This is a genomic window from Ignavibacteriales bacterium (genome assembly GCA_026390775.1).
GTDB lineage: Bacteria > Bacteroidota > Ignavibacteria > Ignavibacteriales > Melioribacteraceae > Fen-1258.
Window position 1 is genome coordinate 38,879 of the sequence record JAPLFF010000007.1, and the last position, 17,820, is coordinate 56,698.

Here is a 17,820-nt window from a genome sequence, read left to right on the forward strand (position 1 = left end):
TCTTAACCGCAGAGAACGCAAAGAAGGCGCAGAGTTTACAAACTAAGTATCAACCATAAAAGAACTAATGCAATTCCCGCCATCATAATTAATGCATAGGATTGCGCAACTCCGGTTTGAATTTTTCTAATTACACCAGAACCTTTTTCTACAAGCGAAGCAACACCATTTACCATTCCGTCAATGAATTTTACATCAAAGATTTTCCACAAAAATTTCTCACTTCCCTTTTGTATCGGCTGAACTACTGACGCTTCGTAAACCTCATCAACAAAATATTTATTTAGAAGTAAGTTGTATAATCCTTTGAACTTGTTGGAGACATTTTCGGCAATCTGAGGATTTTTTCTATAAACATGCAGAGCAAAGTATAGAGCACTTAAAACTGCTGCGACAGAAACAGCCATTAATAAAATTTCTTCTAAATGAGTATGATCACCATACAGCGCCAATTTATTCATAGCCGGTGCATAGATTGGTTCAAGCCAACCTTCAAATAAATTACCATGCTCTCCCGCAAAAACTTTTGGTAGGCCAATATATCCACCGATTACAGAAAGTACTGCAAGAATTATCAAAGGGACAGTCATTAATGCTGGTGATTCATGCGGATGAATATGATGATGATCAAATCTTTCTTTACCGTAAAATGTTAGTGAAACTAATCTGAACATGTAGAACGCGGTTAACATTGCGGTAATCGCACCAATCAACCAAAATACAAATCCGCCGTTCGCATAAGCGCTCCACAAAATTTCATCTTTGCTGAAGAATCCGGAAAAACCAGGAACACCTGAGATAGCAAGAGTTGCAATAAAAAATGTTAGAAAAGTTTTCGGCATATATTTTTTTAAACCACCGTATTTTTGAATGTTCTGCTCATCATGCATTCCATGAATTACAGAACCGGCACCAAGAAATAAAAGTGCTTTGAAAAATGCGTGAGTCATCACATGAAAAATTGATGCGCTGAATGCACCAACGCCTGCTGCAAGAAACATGTATCCTAATTGACTTACTGTTGAGTAAGCTAAAACTTTTTTAATATCATTCTGAACTAAACCAATTGTCGCAGCCATGATTGCAGTCAGTAATCCGATAACTGCAACTACTGTCATTATAGCAGGAGCGGAAGCAAAAATTATTGATGCACGCGAAACCATATAAACACCGGCAGTGACCATCGTAGCAGCATGTATGAGCGCTGAAACCGGAGTTGGACCAGCCATTGCATCGGGCAGCCAGACGAACAAAGGAATTTGTGCAGACTTACCGGTAGCACCAATGAACAAAAATAGTGCGATCAAACCAAATGTTGATTCTGCAATTGGGAAAGATGCAGCTCTCGCAAAAACTTCTTTGAAGTTGAGTGAATCAAAAGTCATGTAGATTAAAAACATTCCAAGTAGAAATCCGAAATCACCAATTCTGTTAACTACAAAAGCTTTTTTAGCCGCTTGTGATGTTGTTCCCTTTTCAAATTTTCTATCATACCAGAAACCAATCAATAAATAAGAACAGAGCCCGACACCCTCCCATCCAAGAAAAAGAACAACGAAGTTATCGCCCAAAACCAAATTCATCATCGCAAAGATGAAAAGATTTAGATAAGCAAAGAATCTCCAGAAACCTTTATCACCGTGCATATAACCGATAGAGTAAACGTGGATTAAAAATCCTACGCCGGTTACAATTAAAGACATTGTAAGAGAAAGTTGATCAACCAGGTAAGCAAATTTTATTTGAAGTCCACCGACATTTAGCCATGAAAACAAATTAACAGTATTAGATCTGTTTTCAATTGGAAGTCCAACCGTTTGGATAAAAGCACCGAGAACAATTAGAAAAGAAAGTCCAATAGTAGCACTGCCGATTAGACCAATTACTTTTTCGTTCTTGATTTTTCTTCCGAACAATCCGTTAATTAAAAATCCAAGTAACGGCAAAAGTGTTGTTAGGTATATAAGATTTATCATTACCATTTGAAGATATTTATCTCGTCAATGTTGACTGTCTTTTTATTTCTAAATATTGCAATGATGATTGCCAAACCTACTGCTGCTTCTGCGGCGGCAACTGTCATAACAAAGAATACAAAAACTTGTCCGATGGAATTTCCAAGGTAAGATGAAAAAGTTACAAGAGTTAGATTCGCAGAGTTCAGCATAAGTTCAATACACATGAACACCACAATCGCGTTTCTTCTGATAAGTACTCCAGCAACACCTACACAAAACATGAAGGCACTGAGTATAAGATAATATTCCATTGGTAACGATGACATTTTTTTCTCTCCATGTCATTCTGAGGAGTGTAACGACGAAGAATCTCTAATTCATATGTATTGAGATTCTTCCCCCGATTTTCATCGGGGTCAGAATGGCAAACATTACTCGAATTTTTTCTTTGCTAAAACCATAGCTCCAATTGTTGCAGCAAGAAGTAAAAATCCTGCAACCTCAAAAGGAATTATATAATTTGTATAAAGCTGTTGACCAATTGCTTGAATTGTTCCGGCTTTAACACTGGCTGTTTCATCTGGTGTTAATGTACGGGAAGGACTTCCGTGAAAAATTAAATAAGCCACTTGAACAAATACAAATGCACTAATTAGAATTGCAAAAAATTTAATGGCGCGTTTATCAGCAAATAATTTGTGTTCAGTTTCTGTGTTCAATAACATAAGAACAAAAAGGAATAAAACCATAATTGCACCGGCATACACAATAACTTGAACAACAGCAATAAACTGAGCATTAAGCAGTAAGTATAAACCGGCAAGTGCAAAAAAATTAAGGACTAAAAATACAGCGCAGATTACTGGACTCTTGCGTGTGATCATCACAACAGATGATGTTGCGGCTACTGATGCGAGAACAATAAATAGAATTATCTGTACATTCATTCTTAAGGTGTATTCCTATAAATCATTCTTGGGAATGGAATCGCTTCGCGTAAATGTTCTAATCCGCAAATCCAGCTTACTGTTCTTTCGAGTCCAAGACCAAATCCGGCGTGAGGAACAGAACCGAATCGTCTTAAATCCAGATACCATTCAAAAAAAGGTTGCGGCAAATTATGTTCTTTAATTCTTTCAAGTAAAAAATCTAAATTGTCTTCACGCTGACTTCCGCCAATAATTTCTCCGTATCCTTCCGGTGCAATTACATCAACTGCAAGAGCTACTTTGGGATTTTCCGGATCGCGTTTCATGTAAAATGCTTTTACCTCGGATGGATAACGATGAATCATTACCGGGCGATCGAATTCTTCACCGATCAATGTTTCGTCGGTTCCGCCAAGATCATTGCCCCATTGGAAATCAACACCTTTCTTTTTCAAAATCTCAACAGCTTCTGTATAAGATATTCTTGTGAAAGGTCTTTTCACACATTCAAGCTTGGATATATCGCGTTCAATTTCTTTTAATTCTTCTTTCATTTCAGAAAGGACTGTCTGAACAATATACTCTAAAAATTCTTCTGCAAGATCCATATCATCATCAAGATCGTAGAAAGCCATTTCCGGTTCAACCATCCAGAATTCGGTTAAGTGTCTGCGTGTCTTAGATTTTTCTGCACGAAATGTCGGACCGAAGGAATATACTTTTCCAAGTGCCATAGCACCGCTCTCTTCGTAAAGTTGTCCTGATTGTGTCAGATATGCTTTGCCGAGATCAAAATATTCCATTTCAAAAAGTGTAGAAGTTCCTTCGCAAGCATTCGGCGTTATGATCGGCGGATCGAATAATACAAATCCTCGTTCATCAAAGAAATCGCGGATAGCTTTTACAACGCGTGCACGGATTTTTAATATCGCAACTTGTTTTTTAGAACGAACCCAAAGATGACAGTTATCAATTAGAAATTCTATCCCATGTTCCTTTGGTGTGATCGGGTATTCGCTTGCAACGGAAATTATTTTTACATCGGTGGCATCAAGCTCGTAACCGCCCACAGACCTCGGTTCAGTTTTAACTTTTCCGGTTACTTCAAATGATGATTCTTGTGTGAGCTTATCGGCATTTTCAAAAATTTCATCTGTAACATTTCCTTTGAACACAACACATTGGACATACCCGCTGCCGTCCCGCATAATTAAAAATTTGATTTTACCGCTGGATCTTTTGTTATAGAGCCACCCTTTTAAGGTAACTTCTTTGCCTACATGATCTTTTAGATCTTTAATATAAACCGAAGGTCTCATTTAAGTAATTTTTATTTGAAAATCGGTTTCAAATATAACTAAGAGCTTGTTAATAATGCAAAAGAGAGAAAAACTTAAATCGGGTTAGTAAAATCAAAAACTATATACAACTAACTTTTATTTTCTTTTGGAATACTTCTTCGAACAAACCTTTACGTCTTTCAAGATTCCATAATTCAATTTCGGGCACGATTCCATTTTGACATTTTAGGGTCAGATCAATTGAGTTTTTATTTATTTCTGCTTTAATTGATTTTACCAGCTGTTTATGAGTGCGGTCAAAAGCATCAACAACTCTTAAAATTGCTGAAAGTTTTTTTACCACTTCTTGAGTTGCCGGTGATAACAAATTAAAATCTTCGTGACGAGACTTTGGATGGCTTTTTCTATGGTAACGCGCAGTATGAGCAATTATACTGATTTCATTTTCATTAAAACCAAGCAGCTCGCTGTTTTTTATAATATAGAAACTATGCTGATGATGGTTCGTGTGCGAAATATGATAACCAATATCATGAAGCATAGCCGCAGCATATAGATATTCTTTACATTCATCATCAAGCTTGTGCAAATTCTTTAGTTGATCAAAGAAATCAACCGAAAGTTTGGCAATGTGTTTACAATGCAGATGATCATATTTGCAAGATTCGGCAAGGTTTCTCACGCTTTCATTTCTGATATCAGACAAATTCGGCATTGAAGAATCTGCATGAAGTTTTTGCAGCGAATCTAGAATTATTCCTTCCCGTAGCGCATATCCCGATATTGTCAGCGTGTTGAGATTTAATAATTGAAAAATTTCTGAAAGAATAATTATTCCGGCAGGTGCAATGTCCGCTCTTTTCTCATCAAGTCCGGGAATCTTTTTTCTCTTCTCAACAGTTTTTCTGCTAAGAATATCTTCTTTAACTTTTTCTAATTCTTTCCTGGTAAATTCAAAATTATTTAGGATTGTTCCCGGAGTTGAATTCCCTTTGCGCATGGCTTGAATAATAAAACCGGTTGACATTATTGTTCCCGATGAACCAATACAAATACTGAATCCCATCTTCTTGATTACAGATACTGCTTGGACCATTTCAACTTCAACCCATTTTTTACATTCTTTAATTCTAGAATCTGTTACAACATAATCCGGGAAAAATTTTTCAGTTAATCTAACGGCACCAATCTTTAGACTAATTGAAAAATTTGAAATCCCTTTATGACCGATTAAAAATTCTGTGCTACCGCCTCCGATATCAATCACCAAAGCTTTCTTATTAAAGATTGGCACAGCTTTCATTGTACCCAAATAAATAAGACGTGCTTCTTCGTAACCGCTGATAACTTCTATCTCAATTCCAGTTTCTTTCAAAACAGTTTGAATGAATTCATTCTTATTATATGATTCCCGTACAGCGCTGGTAGCCACAGCTCTTACAACTGCATTATGAGAATCAGCAATACCTTTAAATCTTTTCAGAGTCGCAATTGCTCTTCCAAAAACTTCCGGTTTGATAAATTTAATATTTCCGCTACTACCTGCACCCAGACGAATTACTTCTCTTTCTCTATCAATAATTTCAAAGCCACTACCCTCTTTTGTTTTCACAACAATTAGATGGAAAGAGTTCGTGCCTACATCAATTGCAGCCAAATTTTGATTATTGTTTTTCATTTTTCTGTTTTTCTATTAAATAATTGAATAGATCCAAAATAGCATCAACAGATACATCGGATATAAATTCAGATTTACGCAAAAAATATTTTGTTGGACCTACAGGCGCCCAGTTAAATGGATTTGTCGGACCAAAAATTGAAATTTGCGGAGTTGCAGTTGCACCTGCAACATGCATTACACCGGTATCGTTAGTGATAAACAGATCGGATAAACTAATCATCGCAGCAAGTTGCGGAATAGTTTTGTTCCAAAAATTATTAACATTGCCAAGTTGCTGTCTCATAAAATTTAGTTCATCAGTATCAGCGCGTCCGCACGTAAAATAATATTTCATTTTATAATTTTGCTTCAGTTCATTAATCAACTCGACGTACTTAACTAATGGATATCTGTTCTGCAGTTTACCGGCGCCGATGTGAATGCCAACCAAAATTTCATCCGGTTGTTTGCCAATTTTCTGGATAAAATCTTGAGCAAACTTAATATCATTAGGGCTAATCGAAATTTGCGAAGAATAATTTTTTGTTTTGATTCCAAACGGTCTAACTATATCTAGAATAAAATCAGAGACATGTGCATCCGGGCATTTACGCCAGTCTAATTTTATCCTGTGATTGAACACAAACGCGAGATTATTTTTATCTCCGTTTGATTCTTTTGGACCAATTTTAATTTTCGCCTTTGTTAATCCGGTAAGGATACAACTTGTTAAAGAAACTGTAGCCGGTACAATTGCAAGATCCCAATCACGTCTGAGAAATTTTTTCAAACGATATATATAGTTTGGAAGTAAGAGTTTATTATTCTTGAAGATGAATATTTCATCAATGTATTTGTTCTTATCAACTGCATAATAATTTTTAGGACTTGCAATTAGAGTAAGGTGGGAATCGGGATAAGATTCTTTCATTGCACGGAATAAAGAAACACTTGCCAACAGATCGCCAAATTGATTGTGCTGGCAGATAACCAATATATTTTTTGGACTCCCGAGTGATCTATCAAAATATTCCGGAACCGCTAAAAATTTTTCTAAAAGATTAATGACAACTTTTCTAAAATTATCTTTAAGGGACATTAAGATTTTTCTTTTGGATTTTCTGATTTTGTAGAATCTAATTCTTCAAAATGCGCTTCGATTACATCTTCTTTATCAATTTTATATTTTGAAGGTGTAGTGTTTACATTTTTCTTGGGAGGATTATTTTTATTAGGAGCTAAAAAGTTCATAACATTTTTAATAGTTCTAAGAACTAAATAGAAAATTAGAGACCAAAGAATAAATTTTAATAAACTCATACTCTAACCTTTGGCTTCTGGATTAAAATATTCGATGAAGCCCCTATCATCTCTGAAAATTTGTTCGTAAAGTTCATCAAAATCTTCTTCTCTGTTTACAAAATCAATTTCGGAGGTATTGACTATTAAAAGCGGGGTATTATTATACTTAAAGAAAAAATTATTGTAAGCTTCCGAAAGTTCACTTAAATATGCCCGAGTAAGATTCCGTTCTATTTGTCTTCCGCGTGTCTTAACGTTTGTAGTTAATCTATCAATGTTTGATTGCAAAAATATTACCAGATCAGGCTGAGGAATATCTCTTTCCAATAGTGGAAAAATACTTTCGTACAATTTAATTTCTTCACCTGATAGATTTAGGTAAGCAAATATCCTGTCCTTCTCAAATATGTAATCAGAGACAATATATTTGGAAAAGAGATCTTGTTGATTTAGCTGCTGCTGCTGTTTGTAACGATTGATAAGAAAAAACATTTGCGTTTGAAAAGCAAAACGTTTTCTATCGTCATAAAATTTTTCAAGGAATGGATTCTCTTCGAATTGTTCAAGAATTAAATTCGCGCCAAGTTTATCACACAATTTCTGAGCAAGTGTAGTTTTGCCCGCACCAATTACACCTTCAATCGCTATGTATCTAATCTCTGACAATTTATGATAATCTATAATTAAGTTTTTGAATTATATGTTTTTCAATTAAAGAAAGATTAATCTCATTCAATTTCTTATTCAGAACCGGATGTACAAACTCGCCGGCAATTTCAATCAATGGAACAATAACAAAATCTCTATTCATAATATCGTTATGCGGCACCGTTAATATTTCGCTGTTATAAATTAAGTTATTATAGAAAAGAATATCAACATCAATTTCTCTTGGAGTCCACCGCTTTTCAGATTCTTTTTTTCCAACTTTCTTTTCAATTTCCTTTAGAAAATAATATAGAGCTTCTAATTCGTAATCCGTATTAATTAAAATAGCGGCATTATAAAAATTGTCCTGATCTAAATTACCGTATGGTTTTGTTTCATAAACGGATGAAGATTTTGTTAACCTACAATTTTTATCTTGGCAGATTAATTTTACAGCACTTACTAAATAATTAAATCTGTCTCCTTTATTTGAACCGAGACCAAGATAAACATTACTCCCCATTTTCTTTGATCACTTCAGCTTCAACACAATCGAGTACACCGCCGACCGGAACACTATGTTTACGTACTCGCACAGCAATTTTTTTAATTTCAGAATATTTTTTTAAGAGAGAATCTGCAATAACAGTTGCAAGAGTTTCAATCAGATAATATTTCTTTTCATGAACAAGTTGATTTATAAACTTATAAACGTCAGTATAATTGATCGTGAGTTTAAGATCATCTTTTTTTGCAGCGGAAGAAAAATCGGTGTAGATATCAACATCAGCTTCAAATTTTCCACCCATGTTTTGCTCTTCTTGATGAGCACCATGATATGCATAAAATGAAGCGTTCTTTATCCTGATAATATTGATCATTTAGCAAATTTCTTTTTAGTTTGATAGTAGTTCATTAACCCTCTAAAGTTAGCAAATAAAATTCCGATTAGCACTAATGCGCTTCCGGCAAGAGTTTGAAAAGAAAAATTTTCTTTCATAATCAGCCAGCCAAGAATAACCGCTATTATCGGAGTAATAAACGCTGAAAGTGAAAGGATTACAACGTTCATCCTTTTCAATAACCAGTAGTATGTAGTGAATGTAACAAGTGTTCCGAAAAAAGCTAAAAAGGTAATGGATGCAACCGCTTTGAAATCAAATACCCATGTTGAAGAATTTTCGAAGAGAAATGATATAATTATCAAGATCAATCCGGCAAAGAATAGAGGTATGAAATTCATTGAGAGTGGGTTTAAATGATGCCCGTATTTTTTTATCGTAACTCCGATAGCACCTTGTATTGAAGCGCTGATCAACAGAGCAATAATTCCCAGAAGTTGTTGTGATAGATCAAGCGATAAATTTTCTGAGAAGATTATTACGATACCGCTAAAACCTAAAATTGAACCAAAGATTTGATGAAATGTAACACTGTCTTTTTTAAATGCAATCATCGAATAAAGTATTACAAAGAACGGCATGACTGCAAATACGATTGATGCGAGACCTGATGGAATATATTGCTCTGCCCAATAGACTAATCCGTATGGGATTACAAATGAAAATAAACTCAGCACGGCATAAAGTTTTATTGAAAGCTGATCGGTTTGAAGTGAAATATTTTTTATCCGCATCATTCCATAGACAAATAGTGATGCAAGGAAGAATCGTAAACCGGCAGAAATAAGAGGTGTAAGTGAACCAAGCCCAAGACGAATTGCAAGCCATGTTGAGCCCCAGATCAAACAGATGAGTACATATCCCGCAGCGATTTTAAATTTTTCTGTAAACACTTATTTCCCTTTCATAGCAATTACACCAAGAGCGCGCCCGGATTTTTTCCCGTCTCTTCTATATGATTGTAAATATTCTACTTCATAACTGCATAAAGATGAAATTTCAATATGAGAATCTCGAATCCCTAAATCTAAAAGTACATCTTTGTTCATTCCAACTATATCAAGATAATGTTTATGATCAATACTTTTTAAATATGTACGATGAAAATGTTTTGCAACTTCATCACCGACTTCATAATTCTTTTGACAAATAGACGGACCTAAATAAACAAGCAGATCGTTTGATGAACAATTGAATTGTTCTAATAGAATTAAAATTGTTTTCCGTAATATTTGTTTTTCAGTTCCACGCCAACCGGAGTGAACTGTCGCTATGATCTGATTATTTCTATCATAAATAAAAATCGGTGTGCAATCTGCAGTTGATATTGCAAGACCTATTCCTTTTTGAGTTGTGATCATTGCATCGCTCTCGCCGACAAGTCCAGGCTCGCTAACAATCGTAATTATATCGGAATGAATTTGTTTCTGGATTGCAATTTGTTCTGTTGTTAATCCCAGTTCATTGTAGAAAGCTTCACGGTTTGCGCGGACAATTTCCTTATCATCGCCAACAGTGAGCGACATGTTAAAATAAAATGGCTCGGTACGATCCAATCCGATCTTTGTACTTAAGCCAAAAATAATTTCCGGAAATTTTTGAAAGAGTGAACTTTTAATTATTTGCATATTATTTTATTAGACCTCCCCCATATCCCCCTCCTTAACAAAGGATGGGGAACTAAAGGGGGTCGTAAGGGGCTAAATTACTTTTAGTGATTCATCAAGATCGAGCAAAATATCATCAGTGTTTTCAAGACCAATTGCCAAACGAACGCCGCCAGGATCAATTCCGCGTTCAGATAATTTTTCCGGCGGAACTATAGAGTGCGTCATCGAAGCTGGATGTTCTATCAATGTGCGCGTATGTCCAAGTGAAACTGCAAGAGTCATAGTGTATGCGTTATCTGCAACGTAATCCATAAATTTTCTTCCGTTCTCTTTGCTATCAGCAGGAGAGTTTCCTTTTAAAACAAAATAAAGCATACTGCCGGGCGCAAAGTTGCCGTTAAAATCTATCATCTGTTTCTTTGCAATTTCATAATTCTTAGAACCTGGTAATCCGGGATAATTTACGAACTCAATTTTGGAATGTGCATTAAGGAACTCTGCAATACGTGTAGCAGATTTAATTTGATGACGCTGACGAAGTGCAAGAGTCGGTAATCCATAAGTAAGTATTGCCCAAGCACTTTTTGTATTAAGCACTGCGCCAAAATCTTTTCTGTAAAGCAGAATTAAATCACGGTATTTTTTCTTCCCGATCACAACACCGCCCATATCAGTTCCAAATCCGCCGATTCCTTTTGTTAGTGAATGAACAACAAAATCAGCACCCAATTCGATTGGTCTCTGGCAAAATGGTGTTGCGAATGTGTTATCCACAACAATCTTGATCTGATCTTCTTCATTGCGCGTTTTGTTGATATCTTTTACAACATTTGCAAGAGCACGAACATCAACAATCTCTATGTTAGGATTCGCTGGAGTTTCGAAATAAATTACTTTTGTTTTTTCAGTTACAACATTGAGAATATTTTTAGGTTGTGTCAGATCAATCGGCGATACTTTAATTTTGTATTTGGGATACCAATTATTGAAAAGAGAAATTGTGCATCCGTATAAAGTTGTGTGAGTAATAATTTCATCTCCGCTGTTTGTTAGAACACCAAGGATAGCAGAAATTGCGCCCATACCTGTTGCAAAACTTACGGCAGTTTCTCCCTTCTCAACATAAGCCAAATTTTCTTCGAGCATATCTTTATTCGGCTCACCGAGACGGTCGTAAATAAAGATCGGGGCATTATCACCAAGCAGTTCAGAATTTGCAAATTGCATAAAACCTTGCGCACCGCGTTCAACAGAATCTAAACGGAAAGTTGTTGAGGATGAGATTGGTGCGGTTACATGATGCGAGTAGTCCCAGCTATCACTTACATTCTTACCATAAATAAGATGCGTATCCATTGAATATTTTGAATCATCAACTTGATTTTTCTTTTTTGTTTTAGTTTCGTTCGACATATTGCCTCCATTTACTAAACAAAATTACGGAAATAACGGATGGGAATAAAATTGGTCGGAAGAAATAAGAATTAAGAAGTAAGTTTAAGTGTCACGGAATGGTCCGTGACAGCAATTGAGTAATAAGAAGATTGAAGTTTGTCATTGCGAATCGTCATTCTGAGCTTGTCGAAGAATGATGATAAAGCAATCTAAATTTTCCGGCAACCTCGAAGGTTATTTGAAAACCTTCGAGGTTCTGAGAACACCAGTTAATTATTTTAAGAACAACATTTTTTTTGTTTGGATAAAAGAACCAGATTGGAGTTTGTACAGATAAACTCCGGAAGGAAAACTTGAAGCATTAAACTGAACTTCATAGTTTCCAGCAATCTTGTACTCATTTACTAACTCTTCTATCTCTCGACCAAGTAGGTCATAAACTTTTACACTAACTTGGCTAGAAGTTGAAATGGAATACTTAATCTTTGTTGTTGGGTTGAATGGATTAGGATAATTTTGCTCTAAAACAAATCCTTCTGGAATTCGATTTTCATCGGTGACTTTTGTTATATCCCCAAAAGTGTCATAAACGATAGTTTTTAGTGAATCATTGTAATATCCTCTCAAATTATCCACCACAATGTCAGCCCCCACATAACAAGAATCCTGAGTTACTATCTGAAATGCGATATAAAACCTAGTGAAAGAATTTAACCCAAAATCTTTAACCATTTTCATATCCCAAGATAATGCTTTCCAGACAAAATTCGAAGGTAAAATATGTTGAGTTCCAATAAAATAATACTTGTTTGAATTTTGAACGGCAATGTAAACATTTATCTCTTTTATTCCAGAAAGACCAGAGAGAAACTTACAATCTAGATATATTGTATCCGGAGTTGTAAAAGGTCCAGAAAAATCTTTATACCAAGTCACTTGGAAATTCCAATACGCAGGATATTTGGTACTTCCATAATTAACAAATACCTGCGAATTGTGGTCTGTAAAAAAGAAAGATTTTGTTTTAGAAAAATCCGTCAATTCAGCCGATGGACCATATTTCCATCCATTTACAGACTGTACCTCCTGAGTTTGGCTTTGAGTTAAAACAGGAAGGCAGAAAAACAACAGAACAAGAAAATATTTCGATAGCGCTTTCATACGCCCTCCTTTATTTAGTTTCCTATAATATACATTATAAGCAATCAGTCTCCTTACAAATACTTTCGTCTATGAGGGATAGATGTTTCCAACTATTTTTAAAATGTGAAGACAAAAAAGGCAAATCTATTTTCTTTGTTCATTTATTCAAACAAAGTACCCCGAGTTAAAGAAGTGTTTTTGGTACTAACTCAACTTAGCGTAAAAGGAAATTTATGTCAATACTTATATTTTTTTAATAGCTACATATAGATTGCCTGTGGTTAGTAGTGTCACGGAATGGTCCGTGACATCAATGTGAATGGTCCGTGACACCAATGTGGATGCCCAGTGACACCGATGTGAATGGTCTGACATCAAGCCCGGACGTCACGGTCCTACCGTGACGAAGAAAAGTAGCCCCGAAGCCACAGTCCTATCGTGGCGAAGAAAAATTATAATTCAATTCCGGCTATTTCAGTATCAACCAAAAGAATAGAATGATCGTCATTAATATAATTTCTTGCACTTGAGTATTTATAGTCTTCAGGTCGCTCAACAATTCCCGCTTTAACCGGATTATTATGAATATACTTTATCTTTGTCCACAACATTTTTTGATTTCTTATCACTTCATCATCAAATCTCTTCATCCAAAATTTTCTATCCTGATCAGAATATAGTTTTGCCTCAGCTTCAAAAACCTCATTATACAAATTGTTATGCTGCAGGTATTCCATAATATCCCACGCAGAACGCTTTTTAATATCCCGCATAATTTCCGATATCGTTCCCGACTTAGGCTGCACTTCAACAATCCAATGGAAATGAGAAGGCATTATGACATAAGAAAGAATTGTAAAATGATATTTTGTTTGATAAAATTTAATATTATCAATTAGAAGATCACAAGCTTTTGGATCAGAAAACACATTGAGAAATTTAACTACTGTAGTAGTAACGAAGAAAAAATTCTCGTCGGTTAAATATGTTCTTCCTCTACGCCCCATATAAATCAAAAGTTAAAGTGTCACGGAATGGTCCGTGACACCAATGTGAATGGTCCGGACACCAATGTGAATGGTCCGGACACCGATGTGAATGGTCGTCACATCAAGCCCGGACGTCACGGTCCTACCGTGACGAAAAAAATGTTATTTCAACGCTTGTTCAATATCCGTAATCAAATCTTCCACATCTTCAATGCCTACAGAAAAACGAAGCAGACCATCTGTAATACCTAACTTATCACGCTCTTCTTTCGGAACGGAAGCATGCGTCATTGATGCGGGATGGCAAAGTAAACTTTCAACTCCGCCAAGACTTTCTGCAAGAGTAATTACTTTTAATTTACTTATAACTTTTTTTACGTTATCAAGACTTCCGAAATCCACTGAGATCATTCCGCCGAATCCGCTCATTTGCTTTTTTGCAAGCTCATGCTGAGGATGAGATTTAAGTCCGGGATAAATTACTTTCTTCGCATAAGATTTAGTTGAAAGGTATTCGGCAATTTGAATTGCGTTTTCGTTATGCTGTTTCATTCTAACAGCAAGAGTTTTTGTTGCGCGGAGTGTAAGCCAGCAATCAAAAGGAGAAGGGACCGCACCAACTGCATTCTGCAAATAGCGCAATCGCTCATGAATCTTTTCATCATTTGTGATCAACATTCCGCCGACAACATCGCAATGCCCATTCAAATATTTTGTTGTACTGTGAAGAACAACATCGGCACCAAGTTCCAATGGCTTTTGAAAATATGGTGTCATGAATGTGTTATCAACTACACAAATAAGATTTTGTGCTTTGCAAATTTTTGCAACTGCTTGAATATCCGTTAGGTTAAGCATCGGATTAGTCGGTGTTTCAATGTAAACTATTTTTGTATTCTTCTTTATTGCGCTTTCAATATTTTTCGTATCGCTTGTGTCAACCCATGAAAAATCCAATCCGTAATTTTTAAAGATCAATTCCATTAATCGGTAAGTGCCTCCATAAACATTATTTGAAACAACTAAGTGATCACCCGATTTAACTAATCCAAGAATTGCCTGAACAGATGAAAGTCCGGATGCAAATGCAATTCCGTACTTCCCTTTTTCAAGAGTTGCGATATTTTTTTCGAGTGCTTGGCGTGTTAAGTTGTGCGTACGTCCATACTCGTAACCTTTATTAACGCCCAGAGCATCTTGAGCATAAGTAGAAGTTTGATAAATCGGCGTTGTAATTGCACCGGTTGTCGGATCGGGAATTTGTCCCGCATGAATTGCATCTGTTGAAAAGCCCATGTTACTCTCGTTATTAATTTATAATTATGAGTTATTAGTTTTAAGTTGTTTAAAAAAATCTTAAGAAAAAATAATCCTTTCACGCTTCATCATTCAAAATCTATTAAATCATAACGTGTAATAATATCGGTGATCCTTCCAAAATCCGATACTAAAACTGCATGCGCATCTTTTAATGCCCGGCGAACTTCATTTATACTTGCCTTCGCATTTATAACAAGAAAACTTTCTTCCATAACATCTTTAATATTTTTATCCATAATATTTTTGTCATCTAATATTCTAGAAATAAGTCTGCTCTCACGGAGACTTCCGACCGGGCGTAATAATTCATTAAGTACCGGTATGTAAGAAAATACCTTTTCATTCATGATCTTAATTGCATCTCGAACAAGGATTGTATCGTGAACATAAACAATATCTTCGTTCCCTTTTTTCTTTTTGGCATAAGAAATATCACGCAGAGTTTTAATTTCAGTATCGAGCATTCGGTTATCTTTCAGCCATTCAACATTGTGTCCTTTTGATAAATAACGCTCACCGGTATCGCACACTATAAAAACGATCACATCATTTTCGGATAAATCTTTTGCAGTTTCCAAAGCAACATGAACAATAGTCCCGGTACTTCCTCCGCAGAAAATTCCTTCTTCTTTTGTAAGTCTTCTAGCAGCAGCAAATGATTCTTTATCGCTTATGTTTAATATTTTATCAATGTACTGGAAGTGAACATTTTCTGGCAAACAATCTTGCCCGATGCCTTCAACGAGGTATGGAGTTCCTTTAATTATCTCGCCCGTCTCTTTGTAATGTTTAAATATTGAACCAAGCGGATCAGCACCAATTACTTTTATATTCGGATTTTTTTCTTTGAGAAATTTTCCTGTACCGCTTATTGTTCCGCCTGTACCAATACTTGAAACAAAATGTGTGATCTTTCCATCGGTTTGATCCCAAATTTCCGGTCCAGTTGTTTTATAATGTATTTCCGGATTTGATGGATTTGAATACTGATAAGCAAAAAAAGCGCCTGTCTCTTTTGAAATCCGTTTTGCAACATTAACATAATAATCGGGATGATCCGGTTCGTAAGTATTTGGAACAACTATTACTTCGGAACCAAATGCTTTTAGATAATTTATTTTTTCAGAACTAACTTTTTCTGTACAAACGAAGATACATTTATAATCTTTAACAGCTGCAGTTATTGCAAGTCCAATTCCGGTATTTCCGCTTGTAGCTTCAACAATACAACCGCCGGGTTTTAGAATCCCTTTCTTCTCGGCATCAACAATCATGTTGTAACCAATGCGGTCCTTAACACTTCCGCCAGGATTTGCGGATTCGAGTTTAGCAAAGATCTGTGGTTTAAGACCTTTATTAATTTTGGAAAGTTTGATTAGCGGAGTTTTGCCGATCAAATCTAGAATTGAATTTTTATATTCCAAACAAGCTATCCTTTCTCTTAAAAAGTTTCATTTAAAAATTGCAATGAAAATTAATTAAATAACTTTTAGGATTCTATATCGGCACTATTCAATTCTTTAGATTTAGTTGTATATTATAGTATAATAAATATAAAATAATGTAATTAGTGACCGAATATGAATATTTACATCAAAACGATTTGTGACATTGATTATATCTTCAGTGGTTTGCGAAATTAAAGAAATCAAAAAAAATAGTATACGAATAATGAACAGTGACTTTATAGCAAATAAAAGAAACAAATTATTTTTACTAACGTTAATTGTAACGGTTGTATTTATTATTTGTTCAAGTTTTTCACTCGCTTTAGATTCAACAAGTCAAGAGAAGGATATCAAACCTAATTCGCAGAATGAATTTTCCAATCTTATCGCTTATCAAATTGAAAATAATTTATCATCTCCTGCAATAAATAATATTGATATGGATTCTTACGACTATGATTTATTAGACTATGATGATTACGTAAAACCACATAGGATACAAGACCGTGCCAATTCCAACTTACATATAGATCACTTACCTGGAACTTTTATCACCAGAAAAACATTCTTACTTAATAACATGTCCCCTCAGTATCCTCCTATTGAAAAAGTCATTCGATTGAAAAATTTTTTGATTTGAATTCTGTTTTTCCTGACTTACTAATTTATAGGGTTTGCGTACTGTAAAATTTATAAACGTAACCTTTTTCATAATATTTTTAAACGGAGTATAAAAAATGAAAGGCCATTTAATTAAAAAAATTACAATCCTTGCAATTCTATGCGTACTTGTTCCAAGCTTTTTAGCCACGGGAACAAATTTTAAAACTGCTAAAGATGAAATAGTATTATGCTACCAAGTTGGCGGTACTGATTGGAACGCACCTAAATTTGTTGATAAATTAAAAAATCCTTTGGTAGAAGATGCAAAGGCTATCAAAGATGGTAAAAATTTATACAATACTAATTGTTCCAGTTGCCATGGTGATAAAGGTGAAGGCAATGGACCGGCAGCCGCAGCATTAAATCCAAAACCGAAAAATCTTTCATCTAAACTGGTTCAAGAACAATCAGATGGCGCATTATACTGGAAAATCACTACAGGTAAACCGCCAATGATTTCATGGAAATCAGCTCTATCAGAAAAACAACGCTGGTCATTAGTTAACTACATTCGTCAATTAAATAAGAAATAAATCTTGAAAGGAGGAAAAT

At 35.2% G+C, this 17,820-nt stretch carries 19 protein-coding genes; 2 read left to right on the forward strand and 17 right to left on the reverse strand.

What is annotated here, in order from left to right; all coding sequences use genetic code 11:
• Positions 1–35: 35 nt before the first annotated feature.
• The 17 genes from nuoL to NTZ27_05475 form a co-directional block, all read right to left on the reverse strand.
• Positions 36–1,976: an NADH-quinone oxidoreductase subunit L gene (gene nuoL, locus NTZ27_05395; protein MCX6174167.1), complete on the reverse strand. Its 1,941-nt coding sequence runs from the start codon at positions 1,974–1,976 to the stop codon at positions 36–38.
• Positions 1,976–2,284 (reverse strand): NADH-quinone oxidoreductase subunit NuoK, encoded by a 309-nt coding sequence (gene nuoK, locus NTZ27_05400; GenBank protein ID MCX6174168.1) that lies wholly within the window; start codon positions 2,282–2,284, stop codon positions 1,976–1,978. The genes nuoL and nuoK overlap by 1 nt, the downstream gene beginning before the upstream one ends.
• A 105-nt stretch (positions 2,285–2,389) precedes the next feature.
• A complete protein-coding gene (locus NTZ27_05405; protein ID MCX6174169.1) occupies positions 2,390–2,905 on the reverse strand; it encodes an NADH-quinone oxidoreductase subunit J in 516 nt (171 codons plus the stop codon).
• 2 nt (positions 2,906–2,907) lie between these two features.
• Positions 2,908–4,206, reverse strand: a complete 1,299-nt coding sequence (asnS, locus tag NTZ27_05410; protein ID MCX6174170.1) for an asparagine--tRNA ligase — start codon at positions 4,204–4,206, stop codon at positions 2,908–2,910.
• A gap of 100 nt (positions 4,207–4,306) precedes the next feature.
• A complete protein-coding gene (locus NTZ27_05415; protein ID MCX6174171.1) occupies positions 4,307–5,866 on the reverse strand; it encodes a Ppx/GppA phosphatase family protein in 1,560 nt (519 codons plus the stop codon).
• Positions 5,853–6,947 (reverse strand): glycosyltransferase family 9 protein, encoded by a 1,095-nt coding sequence (locus tag NTZ27_05420; protein ID MCX6174172.1) that lies wholly within the window; start codon positions 6,945–6,947, stop codon positions 5,853–5,855. Before NTZ27_05420 ends, NTZ27_05415 begins: the two co-directional genes overlap by 14 nt.
• Positions 6,947–7,168, reverse strand: a complete 222-nt coding sequence (locus NTZ27_05425; GenBank protein ID MCX6174173.1) for a hypothetical protein — start codon at positions 7,166–7,168, stop codon at positions 6,947–6,949. Before NTZ27_05425 ends, NTZ27_05420 begins: the two co-directional genes overlap by 1 nt.
• Positions 7,169–7,171: 3 nt before the next feature.
• Positions 7,172–7,816, reverse strand: coding sequence for a deoxynucleoside kinase (locus tag NTZ27_05430; GenBank protein ID MCX6174174.1), 645 nt, complete (start codon positions 7,814–7,816; stop codon positions 7,172–7,174).
• A 1-nt stretch (position 7,817) separates the two neighbouring features.
• A complete protein-coding gene (folK, locus tag NTZ27_05435) occupies positions 7,818–8,321 on the reverse strand; it encodes a 2-amino-4-hydroxy-6-hydroxymethyldihydropteridine diphosphokinase (protein ID MCX6174175.1) in 504 nt (167 codons plus the stop codon).
• A complete protein-coding gene (gene folB / locus NTZ27_05440; GenBank protein MCX6174176.1) occupies positions 8,311–8,679 on the reverse strand; it encodes a dihydroneopterin aldolase in 369 nt (122 codons plus the stop codon). Before folB ends, folK begins: the two co-directional genes overlap by 11 nt.
• Positions 8,676–9,593, reverse strand: coding sequence for an EamA family transporter (locus tag NTZ27_05445; protein MCX6174177.1), 918 nt, complete (start codon positions 9,591–9,593; stop codon positions 8,676–8,678). Before NTZ27_05445 ends, folB begins: the two co-directional genes overlap by 4 nt.
• Positions 9,594–10,328 carry a peptidoglycan editing factor PgeF gene (gene pgeF, locus NTZ27_05450; GenBank protein ID MCX6174178.1) on the reverse strand — a complete coding sequence of 245 codons (735 nt, stop codon included), beginning with the start codon at positions 10,326–10,328 and terminating at the stop codon, positions 9,594–9,596.
• A 72-nt stretch (positions 10,329–10,400) separates the two neighbouring features.
• Entirely contained in the window at positions 10,401–11,723 is a 1,323-nt protein-coding gene (locus NTZ27_05455; GenBank protein MCX6174179.1) for a PLP-dependent transferase, read from the reverse strand.
• A 255-nt stretch (positions 11,724–11,978) separates the two neighbouring features.
• Positions 11,979–12,833, reverse strand: a complete 855-nt coding sequence (locus NTZ27_05460) for a T9SS type A sorting domain-containing protein (GenBank protein MCX6174180.1) — start codon at positions 12,831–12,833, stop codon at positions 11,979–11,981.
• A gap of 467 nt (positions 12,834–13,300) precedes the next feature.
• The gene (locus tag NTZ27_05465; protein MCX6174181.1) at positions 13,301–13,855 is read right to left on the reverse strand and encodes a transposase; all 555 of its coding nucleotides are present in this window, start codon (positions 13,853–13,855) and stop codon (positions 13,301–13,303) included.
• A 144-nt stretch (positions 13,856–13,999) separates the two neighbouring features.
• Positions 14,000–15,133, reverse strand: coding sequence for a cystathionine gamma-synthase (locus tag NTZ27_05470; GenBank protein ID MCX6174182.1), 1,134 nt, complete (start codon positions 15,131–15,133; stop codon positions 14,000–14,002).
• 89 nt (positions 15,134–15,222) lie between these two features.
• A complete protein-coding gene (locus NTZ27_05475; GenBank protein MCX6174183.1) occupies positions 15,223–16,581 on the reverse strand; it encodes a pyridoxal-phosphate dependent enzyme in 1,359 nt (452 codons plus the stop codon).
• Between the two features lie 247 nt (positions 16,582–16,828).
• Between NTZ27_05475 and NTZ27_05480 the strand changes: the two genes are divergently transcribed.
• Together NTZ27_05480 and NTZ27_05485 are read left to right on the forward strand one after the other, a co-directional pair.
• Positions 16,829–17,245 carry a hypothetical protein gene (locus NTZ27_05480; protein MCX6174184.1) on the forward strand — a complete coding sequence of 139 codons (417 nt, stop codon included), beginning with the start codon at positions 16,829–16,831 and terminating at the stop codon, positions 17,243–17,245.
• A 97-nt stretch (positions 17,246–17,342) separates the two neighbouring features.
• Entirely contained in the window at positions 17,343–17,801 is a 459-nt protein-coding gene (locus tag NTZ27_05485) for a c-type cytochrome (protein MCX6174185.1), read from the forward strand.
• Positions 17,802–17,820 lie beyond the last annotated feature (19 nt).